At 40.1% G+C, this 15,026-nt stretch carries 17 protein-coding genes and 1 tRNA gene; 10 read left to right on the top strand and 8 right to left on the bottom strand.

Going from position 1 to position 15,026, the window contains the following annotated elements:
• The first annotated feature begins 72 nt into the window (after positions 1 to 72).
• The 6 genes from ACSLUH_RS05665 to ACSLUH_RS05640 all read left to right on the top strand — a co-directional run bounded on the left by ACSLUH_RS05665 (position 73) and on the right by ACSLUH_RS05640 (position 3,556).
• A complete protein-coding gene (locus ACSLUH_RS05665; RefSeq protein ID WP_448565327.1) occupies positions 73 to 312 on the top strand; it encodes a hypothetical protein in 240 nt (79 codons plus the stop codon).
• Complete coding sequence (locus ACSLUH_RS05660; RefSeq protein ID WP_448565326.1) at positions 282 to 818, top strand: hypothetical protein; 537 nt, start codon at positions 282 to 284, stop codon at positions 816 to 818. Before ACSLUH_RS05665 ends, ACSLUH_RS05660 begins: the two co-directional genes overlap by 31 nt.
• 44 nt (positions 819 to 862) lie before the next feature.
• Positions 863 to 1,393: a hypothetical protein gene (locus ACSLUH_RS05655; protein WP_448565325.1), complete on the top strand. Its 531-nt coding sequence runs from the start codon at positions 863 to 865 to the stop codon at positions 1,391 to 1,393.
• A 1-nt stretch (position 1,394) separates the two neighbouring features.
• Complete coding sequence (locus ACSLUH_RS05650; RefSeq protein WP_448565324.1) at positions 1,395 to 2,267, top strand: hypothetical protein; 873 nt, start codon at positions 1,395 to 1,397, stop codon at positions 2,265 to 2,267.
• A gap of 156 nt (positions 2,268 to 2,423) precedes the next feature.
• Entirely contained in the window at positions 2,424 to 3,173 is a 750-nt protein-coding gene (locus ACSLUH_RS05645) for a hypothetical protein (protein WP_448565323.1), read from the top strand.
• A 128-nt stretch (positions 3,174 to 3,301) separates the two neighbouring features.
• Positions 3,302 to 3,556: a hypothetical protein gene (locus ACSLUH_RS05640; RefSeq protein WP_448565322.1), complete on the top strand. Its 255-nt coding sequence runs from the start codon at positions 3,302 to 3,304 to the stop codon at positions 3,554 to 3,556.
• Between the two features lie 139 nt (positions 3,557 to 3,695).
• On the opposite strand, the gene ACSLUH_RS05635 is transcribed toward ACSLUH_RS05640, so the two are convergent.
• The 8 genes from ACSLUH_RS05635 to ACSLUH_RS05600 form a co-directional block, all read right to left on the bottom strand.
• Positions 3,696 to 4,739 carry a Leu/Phe/Val dehydrogenase gene (locus ACSLUH_RS05635; protein WP_448565321.1) on the bottom strand — a complete coding sequence of 348 codons (1,044 nt, stop codon included), beginning with the start codon at positions 4,737 to 4,739 and terminating at the stop codon, positions 3,696 to 3,698.
• 193 nt (positions 4,740 to 4,932) lie between these two features.
• Entirely contained in the window at positions 4,933 to 5,394 is a 462-nt protein-coding gene (locus ACSLUH_RS05630) for a GNAT family N-acetyltransferase (protein WP_448565320.1), read from the bottom strand.
• An 8-nt stretch (positions 5,395 to 5,402) separates the two neighbouring features.
• Positions 5,403 to 6,551, bottom strand: coding sequence for a cupin domain-containing protein (locus ACSLUH_RS05625; protein ID WP_448565319.1), 1,149 nt, complete (start codon positions 6,549 to 6,551; stop codon positions 5,403 to 5,405).
• Positions 6,552 to 6,617: 66 nt separating this feature from the next.
• On the bottom strand, positions 6,618 to 7,988 hold the full coding sequence (purB, locus tag ACSLUH_RS05620; protein WP_448565318.1) for an adenylosuccinate lyase: 1,371 nt from the start codon (positions 7,986 to 7,988) through the stop codon (positions 6,618 to 6,620).
• Between the two features lie 28 nt (positions 7,989 to 8,016).
• Entirely contained in the window at positions 8,017 to 8,640 is a 624-nt protein-coding gene (hflD, locus tag ACSLUH_RS05615; protein ID WP_448565317.1) for a high frequency lysogenization protein HflD, read from the bottom strand.
• A gap of 25 nt (positions 8,641 to 8,665) precedes the next feature.
• Complete coding sequence (mnmA, locus tag ACSLUH_RS05610) at positions 8,666 to 9,808, bottom strand: tRNA 2-thiouridine(34) synthase MnmA (RefSeq protein ID WP_448565316.1); 1,143 nt, start codon at positions 9,806 to 9,808, stop codon at positions 8,666 to 8,668.
• A 66-nt stretch (positions 9,809 to 9,874) separates the two neighbouring features.
• A complete protein-coding gene (locus ACSLUH_RS05605; RefSeq protein WP_448565315.1) occupies positions 9,875 to 10,372 on the bottom strand; it encodes an NUDIX hydrolase in 498 nt (165 codons plus the stop codon).
• Positions 10,356 to 11,006: a pseudouridine synthase gene (locus tag ACSLUH_RS05600; RefSeq protein ID WP_448565314.1), complete on the bottom strand. Its 651-nt coding sequence runs from the start codon at positions 11,004 to 11,006 to the stop codon at positions 10,356 to 10,358. Before ACSLUH_RS05600 ends, ACSLUH_RS05605 begins: the two co-directional genes overlap by 17 nt.
• A 173-nt stretch (positions 11,007 to 11,179) precedes the next feature.
• Between ACSLUH_RS05600 and ACSLUH_RS05595 the strand changes: the two genes are divergently transcribed.
• From ACSLUH_RS05595 to ACSLUH_RS05580, 4 genes are all read left to right on the top strand, one after another.
• Positions 11,180 to 13,414 carry an NADP-dependent isocitrate dehydrogenase gene (locus ACSLUH_RS05595; RefSeq protein ID WP_448565313.1) on the top strand — a complete coding sequence of 745 codons (2,235 nt, stop codon included), beginning with the start codon at positions 11,180 to 11,182 and terminating at the stop codon, positions 13,412 to 13,414.
• Positions 13,415 to 13,655: 241 nt separating this feature from the next.
• Positions 13,656 to 13,746: transfer RNA gene (locus ACSLUH_RS05590), tRNA-Ser, on the top strand.
• Positions 13,747 to 13,908: 162 nt separating this feature from the next.
• On the top strand, positions 13,909 to 14,487 hold the full coding sequence (locus tag ACSLUH_RS05585; RefSeq protein ID WP_448565312.1) for an ankyrin repeat domain-containing protein: 579 nt from the start codon (positions 13,909 to 13,911) through the stop codon (positions 14,485 to 14,487).
• Positions 14,488 to 14,623: 136 nt separating this feature from the next.
• Positions 14,624 to 15,025, top strand: a complete 402-nt coding sequence (locus tag ACSLUH_RS05580) for a hypothetical protein (RefSeq protein ID WP_448565311.1) — start codon at positions 14,624 to 14,626, stop codon at positions 15,023 to 15,025.
• The last annotated feature ends 1 nt before the right edge of the window (position 15,026 follow it).

Raw genomic sequence — 15,026 nt, 5'->3', positions numbered from 1 at the left:
TTAGCATACGACGATATCTTTGGCTATCAATCACGTGGTTTCGCATTTGATGGCCGTTATGCGAATTTGATTATGCTAGGCTCCTTTCGAGACATGTGGCATAAAGCATTGGGTGATTGTGCTCTTTTATTTGCCGTCATTATATTAAGTGCTCAATTGCTCGGTTTGTATTTTCACGGTTTATTTTTGGTCTTAGAGGGCTATGGTTTGCTCGCGCAGGCGCTATTGGTGCCTTATGCGCTGATTCAGTTTAAAAAATCGAAAAAAAACAAGCCTTGGCTGTGGTGTGTGACCGCAAAACCGGTAACGTAAACTTTCCTGCCTTTGGGGGTAATCCTGAATTAGTCATCCCGTTTTCAGAAGTAGAAATGTATATGGGCTCCATTGCTTATAGCCGCGGCTCTGGGATGCCGACTAATATTATTGTGCCGAAAATGTATCCCAAAACAGCAAAGTATGATTTTCAATACCCGGTATTATGTGCTGACAGTTATGATGAGCTATGTCAATTCTGGACAGTACTGACCGAGTTTATGGATAAAAACAAACCTATCCCGTATGGCGCGATGTCGTCGATTCAATCGCATCTTGATGACGATAGAGCAGCGATATGGCCGGGTACCGATGTACTGACCCGTTTTCCGCTTGACCCCGAAATAAAAGATAACTACCGCTATGTTTATTTTAAGAATGAAGATGGCTCAGTGGAATACCCGCCTGAGGAAATAACCCATGTCATTGCCCCGTTTAGTGATAACCCTGAGCTATTACAAAAAAATATCGAGCGCGCTTATCAACTGAAATTATTGATATTTTAGTGGATAACGTGATGGACATGTAAACTTAAAAAGGAGTGTAAATTATGAACAAGGATAAACTTACGATAGCGCTTGATACGTTGCCAACGTTTGTCAAGGTAGATGGGCTTAGTCACTATATTGAGGCTAAATTAACTAGGACTTATTTTGTCTTTTTAGCTTATTTATGTATCGGTATAGCATTTTTCGCAGGTCTAACGGGTATTTTTGGGCCTAGCTCAATTATTGTCGGTTCGAGATTATCTATTGGCGAATTTTGGCTGTTGTATCCAGGGCCGATATTGAGTGTTGCGATGCTCTTAGCTATGGCGTTTCATTACTTATCTCAACCTAAACCGTTATCAGATGTTAATGGTTTTTTTGCTGAGCACATAAAGCTAAGCGTTGATAGTAAAGTACTTGAACGTGATGATTATTACGTTGAACTTATTGGAGACAATGGTTTTATCATTGTTAAAAGTAAAGATGATGCCATGGAGTTTATGCTAGCATTTTGTGACAGTTTGGAGCAGCGAGTTGAAGAGAAACTAGAACGAATTGAACAAAGTTTATTACTGTTAGAAAAAGGAGAATAAATTGATTAATGTAAAAGGATTGTGCGCCACTGGAATTGTTTTTTTACTGATGGCCTGCACTGAGTATAAGGAAGTAGAAGTTGGAAGTGTTACGAGTAAAGGCAACACAGGACTTGAAAATTGGCTAAAAATAAAAAATGAATTGAATAATTATATCATTGCATATGGTTATGACCGAATACATAAGTTATCCCATCAGGATAACAAAATTATTGTTAAAATTGATCAAGAGAGCGAACTTGCATCAGATCAACAATTCATAAGTTTAGTTAAGCGTTTTTTTTCAAGTAATGATCATGTGGGAAAAATTCTAATTAAGTTTGATGATCTTAGTCTAGCCTCGCCAGAGCTGATAGATTATGTAAGTGATAATGAATATATAGCGAATGAACTTTCCGGAGATGTATTGCCAGAGCTACTATTTAATGAGCTTTCACGAGAAGTAACCTGTGTGATTAAGGTGCCTCTGGCTAATGTTATGCCATCTTTTGAAGTACATAAAAAAACGAAAGAGCGTATAGCCGAAGAACGTTATCTGGAAAGCTTAGGCATGGCGTTTGAGCCTCAAATGCTTAACTATCAAGTATTATATGGTGATTCAGAGGTTTTTCCATTTGCTGCATCGGACTATGAGATCACAACTGAGCAGTCGCCAATGTTGTACAATGGTCAAAACTTTACACAAAGCTTCTTAAAAGTTCATCTTGGTGTGTTGGAAAATGTTGAAACGTATACAACATTTATTGATCCAAACAACAGTAAAAATAATAGCCATGCGACTTCATCTTCACATTTTGCTCGTTGTGAAAAGCTGATTGATGATTTATCAGGAGAGCAAAAAAATGTTTTGCGAAGAAGAAAGATGAACATCTAACCGATAAACTTTTTGATTTTAGTCAGCGATAATCGTGAGGTTACTCATCAGATAAACGCAGTGCAAAGCAGTGCCTATGTGTATTTAGGCGCTGACCCATTAATGGATTATGTTGACTAGCTCAAACCTAACTAATTGAAAATTCGGAGTTAACCTGTGACAGAAGCACACCGTAAATCGCATCCACGCTTTTACCAAAACTATGACTATATGGATGAATATATTTCGCCAGAGCAAGCAAAAGAGATGTTTGATGTAGAAGACTATAATCATTGGCGTGAAAAAAAAGTCGGTTATTCAATTATTTATCCGCCTAATACAGTGTTGGAGCCAGAGCCACCTGGACGAAAAAAAATACTAATAGATGGTGCGATAGTATTTGATAATCGAACCAAAGCTCAAATGGATGCCGATTGGGATAAAAGAATGAAGCAATGGGCGCTAGAAAACCCTGAGGAAAACGCTCGAATTGATAAACGTTTTGATAATCGTACTAAATATGAAGAAAGAGGTGTTTTTTATGAGCCTGTTAACAAAGACTATTTACACCAACAAAGTTACCAACAGCGTTTAGCAAAAGCTGAGCAACTTAATGGTTGCAAGTTTAAAGACTCACCACCGCTTAACAGTAAACGCTGGCAAAAAATGAGTAATGTCCTTAAAAGAGAAGACAATAACCAGAGTTTAGGGAATTTATGCGATGGTAAAACCTGTGTGCTCGGCCGCTTAAACGGCTTTACCATGCTAACACTCATGGTTGGTTTTTTAGGTTTTCTATTTTCATTTTTACATGCCTTTGATGAACCGATATTTTTCTTAGTTGCGTTGGGCTTTATTGGTTTGGGGCTATGTTATCAGTTTGTTCTCCCGTTTGACCGTTTTGTATTTGACCGTCACACTGGTTAGTTAAGACCCCACATAACTGGTGGCGGCGCTCGTTTTATATCCCGTATGAAGATTTAGCCTGCTTTGATGGCGGTGTTGTAAAAGCGGCCCGCGGTGGTGGCGCACGCCAAACCGCTAAAATTCGCTGTATGAAAACCCCCAAACGTTTTTATTTAAAAACCCCTGAATTTATTTTACGCATGGGTGGTTTAAGCCAACCTTGTTGGGCAGGTTATTATGAGTTTATGGATATTACCAAACCGGTAAACGATCATCTGCATGAAAGCATTGAGTATTACTACAGTATTGATCGCAATGCGCTCGAAACCGGCCCATTTCCAGAAGAAATGAAACCTTACCTTGACGCGGAAGATGGTCAAGTTAACCGTGAAGAGGTGTGGTAACAGATGTTAGAATAGATAATCGATTTGATAATTGTTTAAGAAAAGAAAATTTAATTGGACTTGAAATAGAGAGTCATAGAATTAAGCCCTGAAACTTTGATTTCAGGGCTTTGATTAAAAGTGTTTTAGTTTAAACGTTTTATTGATTTGCTTTTGCAATAATAGCTCTGGCCATTTCGTCTGCAACTATGCCTGTTGGCTTGTCTTCAGCTTTTGCTTTTTCAAATACTTTCATTAGCGTGTCGTAAATGCGCTCAACCAAACGAGTTGCTTCTTCTGAGCAGTAGGGCTCTGGATAGATTTCTAACGAAACGTTAATAATACCACCAGCGTTGATAACATAATCTGGAACGTAAAGAATATTGGCTTCTTTTAAAACGTTGTCATGGCGCGCCTCTGCTAACTGATTGTTGGCACAACCTGCGATGATAGAGGCTTTTAATTGGGGAATGGTGTCGTCATTTATTGAAGCACCTAATGCACAGGGTGAAAATACATCGACATCTTGTTTGTAGATATCATCTAAACCAACGATTTTCGCTCCAAACTCAGAGGCAGCATTATCTAACGCAATTTGGTTAATATCAGTGACGATTAACTCTGCGCCAGCAGCATGTAACTTGCGGCATAAATCATAACCAACACTACCTAAACCTTGTACAGCAACTTTGATACCGGTCAAATCTTCTTTGCCCAGTTTAAATTTAACCGCGGCTTTTATGCCTAAGAATGTCCCTAAGGCAGTAAATGGTGCTGGGTTACCACTTTTACCGTCAAGGCCTGCAACGAATTCTGTTACTGTGTTTACTGTTGCCATATCACCCGTGGTAATATTAACATCTTCGGCAGTGTAGTATCGGCCACCTAAGTTATCTACCGCTTTACCAAACGCTTTGAATAAAGCGTCTGATTTTAACGCTTTAGGATCGCCAATAATAACCGCTTTACCACCGCCAAGTTTTAAACCGGCCATGGCGTTTTTATAAGTCATGCCGCGAGATAAACGTAAAACGTCTTTTAGTGCCGCTTGGTCGTCACTATAATTCCAAAAACGGCAGCCACCAGCGGCTGGGCCTAATGCGGTACTGTGAACGGCGATAATGGCTTTAAGTCCAGTTTCTTTGTCGCTGCAATAGACGACTTGTTCGTGATCGTCAAAATCCACTAAATCAAAAAAAGACACGTATTCTCTCCAAACTTTGTTATTCGCTTTATTATGAAAGGCAATTGGTAATGTTTTATTGCGCGCAAGATATCATTTAGCTGCCTTGATAGCTAGAATAGATTTTTAAAATAATAATGAGTGAGTGTAAAGCTAAATCACCACTTATCAACCAGTGGTTAAATATTGGTAACTAAATAACTAAAACGGGTTACTAATGGCTTAAATACACTTTGGTATCTTTGATATTTTCGGTATTACAGACCATGCGTTGGCGAGGTAAACCGGCTTCCATAAATACCGCTCCAGCAGGAGAGAATTGATGTTTACGAAAGTAATCGACCGCATCGAGGGGGCTGTAGATAAAAACTTCGTCGAGTTTAAGCTCGTTGGCTATGGTGATCAGACTGGAAATAACGAGTTTATCGACTTTGCGCTTGCGGTACTTAGGGAGCACCGCGATACGACTTATTTCACCGGTTTGTAAGATACGGCCAGTGGCAATCGGCTCTTGATTTTTATCATCGCAAACCAATACGTGATAGGCATGGCGATCTCGACGATCAAACTCAACTTTTTTTGGAATGCGGTGCTCGCAAACAAACACCCGCTCTCTTACGGTTTTTAATAGTGGCGCTGCCACTTCCCATTGCACACGGCTAACACTGTACGACATAACTCTCTTTATTCTATATACCAGTACCCCTTATTTAACACTCTAGTTAACAACTGGTGGTTTTTCAAACATGAGAGGAAACTTTTTGCATTATTCATGGTCAAAGGTGCGTTACCGGCTAATATCGTGGCAAATTCCCAGTTCGAATCTTCAATTAAAAACTCATCACCATTGATGTAAAGCGCCTTTTTAGGCTGTGTTAACACAAGTGCTTTAATACCTGAAACTGGATAAAACTGTAACTGTTGTTCGTCGGTAAACGACATCACTTGTTGTTCACTAAACGGCTCCATTGGGATCAGTAATTCAAGCGCATGGTGGCTTTGAGTTAGGTACTTTGCTAAGGCTTGGTTAAAAAACTCAGCGTCGTCTAACTGAGTTTTCATAAAAGCTCTAAGGCGCTCAATGTCTTCATCTGCTAAAAGTTGAGGCGTCTGTGAAAGTTTTCGGTCTTGATCACCAAAGCGTTGCTCACCTAAGTTATCATCGATGAGTCTATCGGCGACACCAGAGAATAATTCTTGATTATTGGGCGCTTGAAACCCAATTGAATAATTAAGTGAATTTTCAATCGATACGCCATTATGAGGGTGGTTTGGCGGAATATAAAGTAAATCACCCGCTTCAGTTACTTCGTCAATAACAGGTTTAAAGCTCGATACTTGTTTAAGATCTGGATGAGGTAATAAGGTTTCAAGCGTATCGTCGGGTTTACCAACTTGCCAGCGTCGTTTCCCTTCACCTTGTAAAATAAAAACATCGTATTGATCTAAGTGCGGGCCTACTCCACCTTCAGGGGTTGAGAAGCTCACCATAACATCATCAACACGCCATCGTGGTACAAAATTAACTAAATTGATCAGTTGGTCGGTATCACGAGACCAGTTGTTAACCGCTTGAACAAGTAATGTCCAGTGGCTTTCTCCAAATTGGTCAAAGGATTCAAACGGGCCATGGTCGACGTGCCAATTACCGTCATTTTTTTGTGAAATTATCCGCGACTCAATTTCTTCTTCCATGGCCAAACCCGCTAACTCGTCGGCGGCTATGGTGCCGGTAAACCCCGGAAGGGCTTGCTTGATCAGTAATGGTTTTTTTTGCCAATACTCGCTTAAAAATTGTGCTGGGGTTAGGTCGCCCCAATGGATCTTGTTCATGCATTTCTCCAATGAAAAAGGGGAGCCATGTGGTTCCCCTTTACCTCTAACAACTAACTATTGAGCTTAGTTTAATTCGTCAATAAACGATACAGCGCGGCCAATGTAGCTTGCTGGTGTTAATTGACATAATTGTTCTTTTACTTCGTTTGGTAGTTCAAGGTTCATAATGAATTCACGCATTGAAGGGCCGTCAACACGCTTACCACGCGTTAACTCTTTTAATTTTTCATATGGTTTTTCAATACCGTAACGACGCATAACCGTTTGTACAGGTTCTGCTAATACTTCCCAGTTTTGATCTAATTCAGCAAGCAGTGCTTCTTCGTTTACTTGAAGTTTGCTCATCCCTTTTAATGTCGCTTGATAAGCGATCAATGAATGGGCAAAACCTACCCCTAAGTTTCTTAATACTGTCGAGTCGGTTAAGTCACGTTGCCAACGTGAAACAGGAAGCTTTTGGGCTAAATGAGCAAATAACGCATTGGCAATGCCTAAGTTCCCTTCTGAATTTTCAAAATCAATTGGGTTAACTTTGTGTGGCATGGTTGACGAGCCAATTTCACCGGCGATGGTTTTTTGCTTAAAGTGTCCTAAGGCTATATAACCCCAAACGTCGCGGTCAAAGTCAATTAATATCGTATTTAAACGCGCTACCGCATCAAATAATTCGGCGATATAATCGTGTGGCTCGATTTGTGTGGTAAAAGCGTTCCACGTTAACCCTAAAGAGCTGACAAATTCCTCCGAAAACTGATGCCAGTTAACTTCAGGGTAAGCAGAAAGGTGGGCATTGTAGTTACCTACTGCACCATTAATTTTACCTAAAAGCTCGATATTAGCGATTTGCTCACGTTGACGTTGTAAACGCACATAAACGTTAGCAAATTCTTTACCCATGGTGCTTGGAGAAGCAGGCTGACCGTGAGTACGACACATCATCGGGATGGTTTTATATTCTTGGGCTAACGTTTTTAACTCAGCTAAGATGGTATCAATGCTTGGCAATAATACTGTTTCACGGCATTCGTGTAACATTAAACCGTGCGAAAGGTTGTTAATGTCTTCTGAGGTACAAGCAAAGTGAATAAATTCAGTAATGGCATTTAACTCTTCGTTATCAGCCACTTTTTCTTTTAAAAAGTATTCTACCGCTTTTACGTCGTGATTGGTTGTCGCTTCAATGGTTTTTACGCGTGTCGCATCTTGTTCATTAAAGTTCGCAACGATATCATCGAGTACTTGGTTTGCTGCGGCTGAAAAAGCGGGAACTTCTTTAATTTCAGCTGTTGCTGCGAGTTTTTGTAACCATCTAACTTCAACAGTAACACGGTATTTGATCAAGCCAAATTCGCTAAAAATAGGGCGCAATGCTGCAGCTTTACTGCCGTAACGACCATCTACTGGTGATATTGCACTTAACGCTGAAAGTTCCATAGTAGTTTCCTGAATTAAAAGTGTTAAATTAAATATTTCGTAATAAGTTTTCTGCGCATTCAACGATTTTTCCGCGTGAAAAAATAATCGAACGACGTTTGCCACCCACTTGTCGCCATAAAACCGCGCTGCGTATGCCTGCGAGCAATAACGCTCTAATTTTATGTTGGTTGGTTGGCTGTTTAAGTATTTCTGGATTGCCCGCTACTTGGATTGGTGTACCGAGTGGGCTGATAATGTCACTGTATATACTGGCTAAACTGGCGATTAAGGTATCGCTAGTTATCTCATAATGCATTAACTGACGCTGGCATTCGCTAATACGCTCGCCAAGTTCATTTAACTTTGCGCTGCTTTTTGATAATCGGCGCTCTAAACTTAATAAGCTAACCACGTAACGGGTAATTTCTGGATCTTTATTGGTGGAATTATTGCCAAGGTGAGTGGCAACCACGTTAAGCCCGGTTTTTAAGTTGGCTAAATCATCACCGTATACTGCTAACGTACTACTGGGAGAGGTTTCAATAATACTGTTAAGTAAAATCGCCAGTTCATTGTCATCGATTTGACCATGTCGAGATAACCGTTGTACGTTTTGAGCGACTTGACATACTGCCGCGAGCGTAATGGTTTGTTCTGATAATGCTTGCATAAAAAGGTAAGATTTCCGTCAAAAATTAGCGAATTAAGGTGTTAATAATTGCGCCACCAAGACAAACATCATCTTGATAGAACACCACGGATTGACCCGGTGTAACCGAGCTTTGAGCTTCATTAAACATGACGAGGAATTCATCAGGGTTTTCGCTTGGCGATAACGTGCAAGCAACATCTTGCTGACGGTAACGCGTTTTTACTGTGCAATGAATCGCTTCAGTTATTGGCTCCCGCGCCACTAAGTGCAATTGATTAGCGATTAAGCCTTTAGAAAATAGGCGAGGGTGATTGTGCCCTTGTCCAACAATTAACACGTTACGATCGAGATCTTTATCAACGACGTACCAAGGTTCATCTCCAGCATTGGCTAAACCACCAATCCGCAAGCCTTTACGTTGACCAAGGGTGTGATACATTAAGCCATCATGCTCACCAATGGCATCGCCTTCAGCCGATTCTATAACACCTGGTTGCGCAGGCAAATATTGTTGTAAGAAGTCTTTAAACTTGCGCTCACCGATAAAACATATACCGGTTGAGTCTTTTTTATTGGCTGTGACCAAATCAGCTTTTTCTGCAATGGCTCTAACTTCTGGCTTTTCAATATGGCCAACAGGAAATAACGTTTGGCCAATTTGCTCGTGTGATAAGGTGTAAAGAAAATAACTTTGATCCTTGTTGTTATCACGGCCTCTGATCATGACCCATTTTCCATCGCGAAATTCACGCTGGACATAGTGACCTGTGGCAATGTAATCGGCACCTAAGTCTTCACAAGCAAATTCAAGGAATGCTTTGAACTTGATTTCTTTGTTACACATAATATCTGGGTTTGGTGTTCGGCCTGCTTTATATTCAGCAAGAAAATATTCAAATACGTTATCCCAGTATTCTGTCGCAAAGTTAATTGTGTGCAGTTTTATACCTAGTTTTTCACACACCATTTGCGCATCTTTCAGATCCTCAGCAGCTGCGCAATATTCATCGGTATCGTCTTCTTCCCAATTTTTCATAAAAAGACCTTCTACTTGGTAACCTTGCTGTTGCAGCAAGTAAGCAGAAACAGAAGAATCAACACCACCTGACATACCAACGATTACTTTGGTTTGCTCTGGTAGTTTACCTTTAGGGTCGTTTGTTGTGTAAAATTGGCTATCCGACATTAATACATCAAAAGTCTATGGAAAATTGGCGCAAAATTATAGCACGCTTGCGCTAAGAGGCATAGATTAAAGATTAGATTTTATTAACGAAATGTCGATTTTATTGCCAGCCAAATAATCATTAATGCAATCCAGTACCATTGGTGAACGTAACTGTGCTTGTTTTGCTTGGATCTCTTCAAGCGTTAGCCAATGCGCGGCAATGATATCGCTATCTTGTGGTTTAGTCGCCAACATTTGACTGAGTTCAATCACAAAAGCAAAACGTAAGAAATACAAGTTAAGCTCTGGGCGGTGAAAATAATAAATACCACTACAATATTGTGGCGTCAGCGCAAGGCCGGTTTCTTCTAACAGTTCGCGCTTACAGGCATTAAACAAGTTTTCGTTGGCTTCAATATGGCCAGCGGGCTGATTAAATACGGTTTGACCGTTTTCCGTTTCTTCTACCAACAAAAAGCGATTTTCGGCAACGACAATTGCAGCTACCGTGGTATTGGGTTTGAATTGGTCATCATTTTCAATGGGTTGTGCTTTAGGTGTCAGATTATTTTGCTTTTGCACCGGTTAAATCCTTAGTTAACTTTTTATAGTGGCCATTATCAATGCCTTCAAGGGTATATTGGCCTATGCGGTATCGGATCAATCGCAGCGTTGGAAAGCCAATATGGGCGGTCATACGTCTGACTTGACGATTACGACCTTCATTAATGGTAATTTCTAACCAAGACGTTGGAATTGAAGCACGCTCTCGTATCGGCGGAACACGTGGCCAAATATCTGGAGCGTTGATTAAGTTTACTGTTGCAGGTAAGGTTAGGCCATCTTTTAATTCAACACCAACCCTTAGTTTTTCCAAGTCAGTTTCAGTTGGGATGCCCTCTACCTGTGCCCAATAGGTTTTACCGGTTTTTTGCGTTGGGTTTGCTAATTTGTGTTGTAATTTACCATCGTTGGTGAGTAGCAGCAGACCTTCACTGTCTCTATCTAAGCGACCAGCAGCATAGACATCTTTTACTGGAATAAAATCTTTTAACGTTTGGCGATTATTATCGTCGGTAAATTGGCTTAGGACATCGTATGGTTTATTAAACAGCACAATAATTTGCTTGTTAATCGCACGGCGAACTGCTGGTCGTACCTTTTTGTGGTGTTTGTTTTTTAGCCCGTTTGGCCGCGGTTTTCGGTTAGCTGTCACTATTTATTGCCTTTTTAACCTTTAACTTGTTTTAGCTAGCTATTTTAATGCGCCTTAAATTTAGATACTATGCGCGCGCAAAAAAAATTTTCTGACAAAATGAATGCTAATCTGCCAATCGTGCATGATTATTCGTTTTGTCTCAAGTTCGCCTAATATTAGCAGGAAAAGAAATGACTACAGAATCGTCTAAAATCATTTATACCATTACTGATGAAGCGCCAGCATTGGCGACGCAATCTTTGTTACCTATTGTTAAAGCGTTTACCTCGTCATCAAACATTGATGTTGAAACTCGCGATATTTCTCTAGCAGGGCGTATCATTGCAAACTTCCCGAAGTATTTAACAGAAGAGCAACGTATTGGTGATGCACTAGCAGAATTAGGTGAATTAGCAAAAACACCCGAAGCTAACATTATTAAATTACCTAATATTTCAGCGTCAATTCCACAATTACAAGCGGCAATTAAAGAGTTGCAAGCTAAAGGGTATGACTTACCTGATTATCCAGCTGAACCTCAAAATGAAGCAGAAGAGTCAATTAAACTTACTTATGCAAAAGTATTAGGCTCGGCAGTAAACCCGGTATTACGTGAAGGTAACTCTGACCGTCGTGCGCCAAGTGCTGTTAAAAACTACGCCAAGAAAAACCCACATTCAATGGGGGCTTGGTCAAAAGACTCTAAATCTCACGTTGCACACATGAGTGAAGGTGACTTCTACGGCAGTGAAAAATCAATGACGGTTGAAGGTGCTACTGATATGCGTATTGAATACGTTGATACAGCAGGCAATATCACCGTTTTAAAAGATAAAGTTGCATTAGAAGATAAAGAAATAATCGATGCTTCTGTAATGAACGTTAAAGCCTTAGTAGAGTTTTTTGAAGCAGAAACACAAAAAGCAAAACAAGAAGACGTTTTATTATCACTCCACATGAAAGCAACCATGATGAAGGTTTCAGACCCGGTTATTTTCGGTCATGCAGTGAAAGTTTTCTACAAAGACGTATTTGCTAAACATGCGGCGACGTTTGAACAATTAGGTGTTGATGTTAACAATGGTATTGGTGACGTTTACGCTAAAATTGAGCGCTTACCTGCTGAGCAAAAGGCAGAAATTGAAGCGGATTTAAATGCGGTTTACTCACAGCAGCCACCGCTTGCTATGGTTGATTCTGATCGTGGTATCACCAACTTACACGTACCAAGCGATGTTATTATCGATGCGTCGATGCCAGCGGCACTTCGCGCTTCTGGTCAAATGTGGGGGCCAGACGGTAAACAAAAAGATACCAAATTCATGATCCCTGATCGTAACTATGCTGGAGTTTTCCAAGCAGTGGTTGATTATTGTCGTGAAAATGGTGCATTTGATCCAACAACAATGGGTACGGTTCCAAATGTTGGTTTAATGGCTAAGAAAGCTGAAGAGTACGGTTCACATGACAAAACTTTCATGGCCAAAGGCGATGGTGTCATCCGCGCAGTTAATATTGCAACAGGTGAAGAATTGTTGTCACAACAAGTCTCGCAAGGCGATATTTTCCGTATGTGTCAAACCAAAGATGCCCCTATCCAAGACTGGGTTAAATTAGCGGTGACACGTTCACGTTTATCAGAAACTCCAGCAGTATTCTGGTTAGATGAAAACCGTGCTCACGACGCACAAATGATTAAAAAGGTGAATACCTATTTAGCGGATCATGACACCAGTGGTCTAGATCTTCGTATCTTAGCGCCAGTTGATGCTTGTCAGCACACGCTAGAACGTTGTGGTAAAGGTTTAGATACCATTTCAGTGACTGGTAACGTATTACGTGATTACTTAACGGATTTATTCCCAATTTTAGAGCTTGGCACGAGTGCTAAGATGCTTTCAATTGTACCACTAATGAACGGTGGTGGTTTATTTGAAACGGGTGCAGGTGGTTCTGCGCCAAAACACGTTCAACAATTTGAAAAAGAAAACCACTTACGTTGGGATTCACTTGGTGAATTCTTAGCATTAGCTGCTTCACTTGAACATGTTGCCAATACAACCGGCAATAAAAAAGCGCAAGTATTAGCCGATACATTAGATGCAGCGACAGGTAAGTTCTTAGACGAAAATAGATCGCCATCTCGTAAGGTTGGTGAGCTAGATAATCGTGGTAGTCACTTTTACTTAGCGATGTATTGGGCACAAGCGCTTGCTGAGCAAACCGAAGACGAAGAGTTAAAAACAGCGTTTACTGCGGTAAGCCAGGCGTTGACTAAGCAAGAAGCTAAAATTGTTGAAGAGTTAAATAGTGCGCAAGGTACTGCAATGAATATCGGTGGTTACTACAGCCCTGACGTTGAGTTAGCCGCTAAAGCAATGCGCCCAAGTGAAACATTAAATACGATTTTATCTAGTTTGTTATAATCGTTTTAAATCATTCACATTTTACAAAAAAGGTTAAGCGGGTGCTTAGCCTTTTTGTTTATCTATTAGCGGGTACTTTACAACAAAACTTTAACAAGCATCAGCTAGTGCAATTTTGCACAAAAGTTAATCATATCGTTAGCTTAATTCAAAAAAAGTGCTAAAAATGACAATTATCGCTTTACAAATTAATAGCTACTCTTTAATATTCGCACCGCTTTAGCGAGTTGTTAAAGCATTCGGTGAGATGGCTGAGTGGTCGAAAGCACTGGTCTTGAAAACCAGCAGGTGTTAATAGCGCCTCTAGGGTTCAAATCCCTATCTCACCGCCATATAAAGAAAAAACCGCCTAGATGGCGGTTTTTTTGTTTTAAGTATCTTAAATTTCATTTCGTTACTGAAGTTCCAATAGTGGTTGCCAATATTGATAAAACGGATTAAGTTGTGAGGAATGGCAATACATTTTAGATTACGCCTGCCTATGGAGTATTAACATGGAATCTGTTAACCCTAAACTAATTGTTTTACTCATTTCTGCATTTTGTTTATGGGTTTTTGTTCAATATACCAATCCCTATCAAGAATATGGTACTGATGATTTTTGGTTGTCAGCAACCATTGATGATGTTGGTCAGATACCTGATGAAGTATTAGCACCCAATAATCAAAATGGGCCAGCTATCATGTGGGCAGCCGCTAATGTAAAAGATCCAAATATTATTAAAGCATTGGTGGAACGTGGGGCAGACGTTAATGAGCGTGATAGCCTGTTTAAAGGGACTGCCTTAAGTGCCGCCGCTTATCAAAATCCACATCCAGAAATCATTGATCAATTGGTAGCTTTGGGTGCAAAAGTAAACGTGGTGTTAGGCAAACTAAAAAAATCGCCGTTATTACTTGCTGCGGAGCAGAATAACCCTGATATTACCGAACGATTATTATTTCATGGCGCCGATCCAAACTATAAGGATGCTTTTGGTAAAACCGCTTATCAACAAGCGATAGCGTTTGAAAACCAAGCGGTGGTGAATTTCTATCAACAATGGCTGGAGAATAATCGGCTTAAAAAATAAGGCGAACGTTAGTTTTTAAAGCGAGTTTATCCGCAATAATATTGCTTTTGATAAGTTAGAGGAATTAGTTATCTACGCGCCAGAATATAATAAAAAAGAACGAGTTAAACTTATTCTGCTTTTTCTGTTACTTAGTGTGGTGTTGTATCTTGGTTATGCTCAATGGTTCCTGCCTTTTTTAACATGGTATGTTGATACTGTTCATTGTCATACACCTCTTGGCCTCCCTGGGATAGTTGCGTTATGGTATGGGTTGTTCGTAGGCCTACCAATAATATGCGCTTTATTTTTAGGTATTTTTACCGTTCCGATTGGTATCAAAAGTTTTTGTAGTGAACAATTTCCACCGCCAGGTATGAAAGTCTTTAAACCAACTAAAATACGTTTTGGCTGGCAAGCCAAAACTATCGCGTTTATCCATGTTTTTATTCCTATGCTATTGTTATTGGTTTCTTTCTGGGGGTATTTTCAAGTAGGGGAGATGCCAACGGATGACAACAACTTTGATTATCGTGTATGCAAGGATATAAGCCAATAAA

The organism is Thalassotalea ganghwensis (assembly GCF_053485795.1).
The sequence above is the reverse complement of the archived record's forward strand: the minus strand, read 5'-3'. Positions and strand labels throughout refer to the sequence as shown.

Excerpts from the sequence above, each read along its gene's own strand:
- mnmA (WP_448565316.1), bottom strand. The coding sequence starts at position 9,808 with ATGTCGGATAGCCAATTTTACACAACAAACGACCCTAAAGGTAAACTA.
- ACSLUH_RS05655 (WP_448565325.1), top strand. The coding sequence starts at position 863 with ATGAACAAGGATAAACTTACGATAGCGCTTGATACGTTGCCAACGTTT.
- ACSLUH_RS05630 (WP_448565320.1), bottom strand. The coding sequence starts at position 5,394 with ATGTCGTACAGTGTTAGCCGTGTGCAATGGGAAGTGGCAGCGCCACTA.
- ACSLUH_RS05595 (WP_448565313.1), top strand. The coding sequence starts at position 11,180 with ATGACTACAGAATCGTCTAAAATCATTTATACCATTACTGATGAAGCG.
- hflD (WP_448565317.1), bottom strand. The coding sequence starts at position 8,640 with ATGCAAGCATTATCAGAACAAACCATTACGCTCGCGGCAGTATGTCAA.
- purB (WP_448565318.1), bottom strand. The coding sequence starts at position 7,988 with ATGGAACTTTCAGCGTTAAGTGCAATATCACCAGTAGATGGTCGTTAC.
- ACSLUH_RS05585 (WP_448565312.1), top strand. The coding sequence starts at position 13,909 with ATGGAATCTGTTAACCCTAAACTAATTGTTTTACTCATTTCTGCATTT.
- ACSLUH_RS05665 (WP_448565327.1), top strand. The coding sequence starts at position 73 with ATGCTAGGCTCCTTTCGAGACATGTGGCATAAAGCATTGGGTGATTGT.
- ACSLUH_RS05640 (WP_448565322.1), top strand. The coding sequence starts at position 3,302 with ATGAAAACCCCCAAACGTTTTTATTTAAAAACCCCTGAATTTATTTTA.
- ACSLUH_RS05625 (WP_448565319.1), bottom strand. The coding sequence starts at position 6,551 with ATGAACAAGATCCATTGGGGCGACCTAACCCCAGCACAATTTTTAAGC.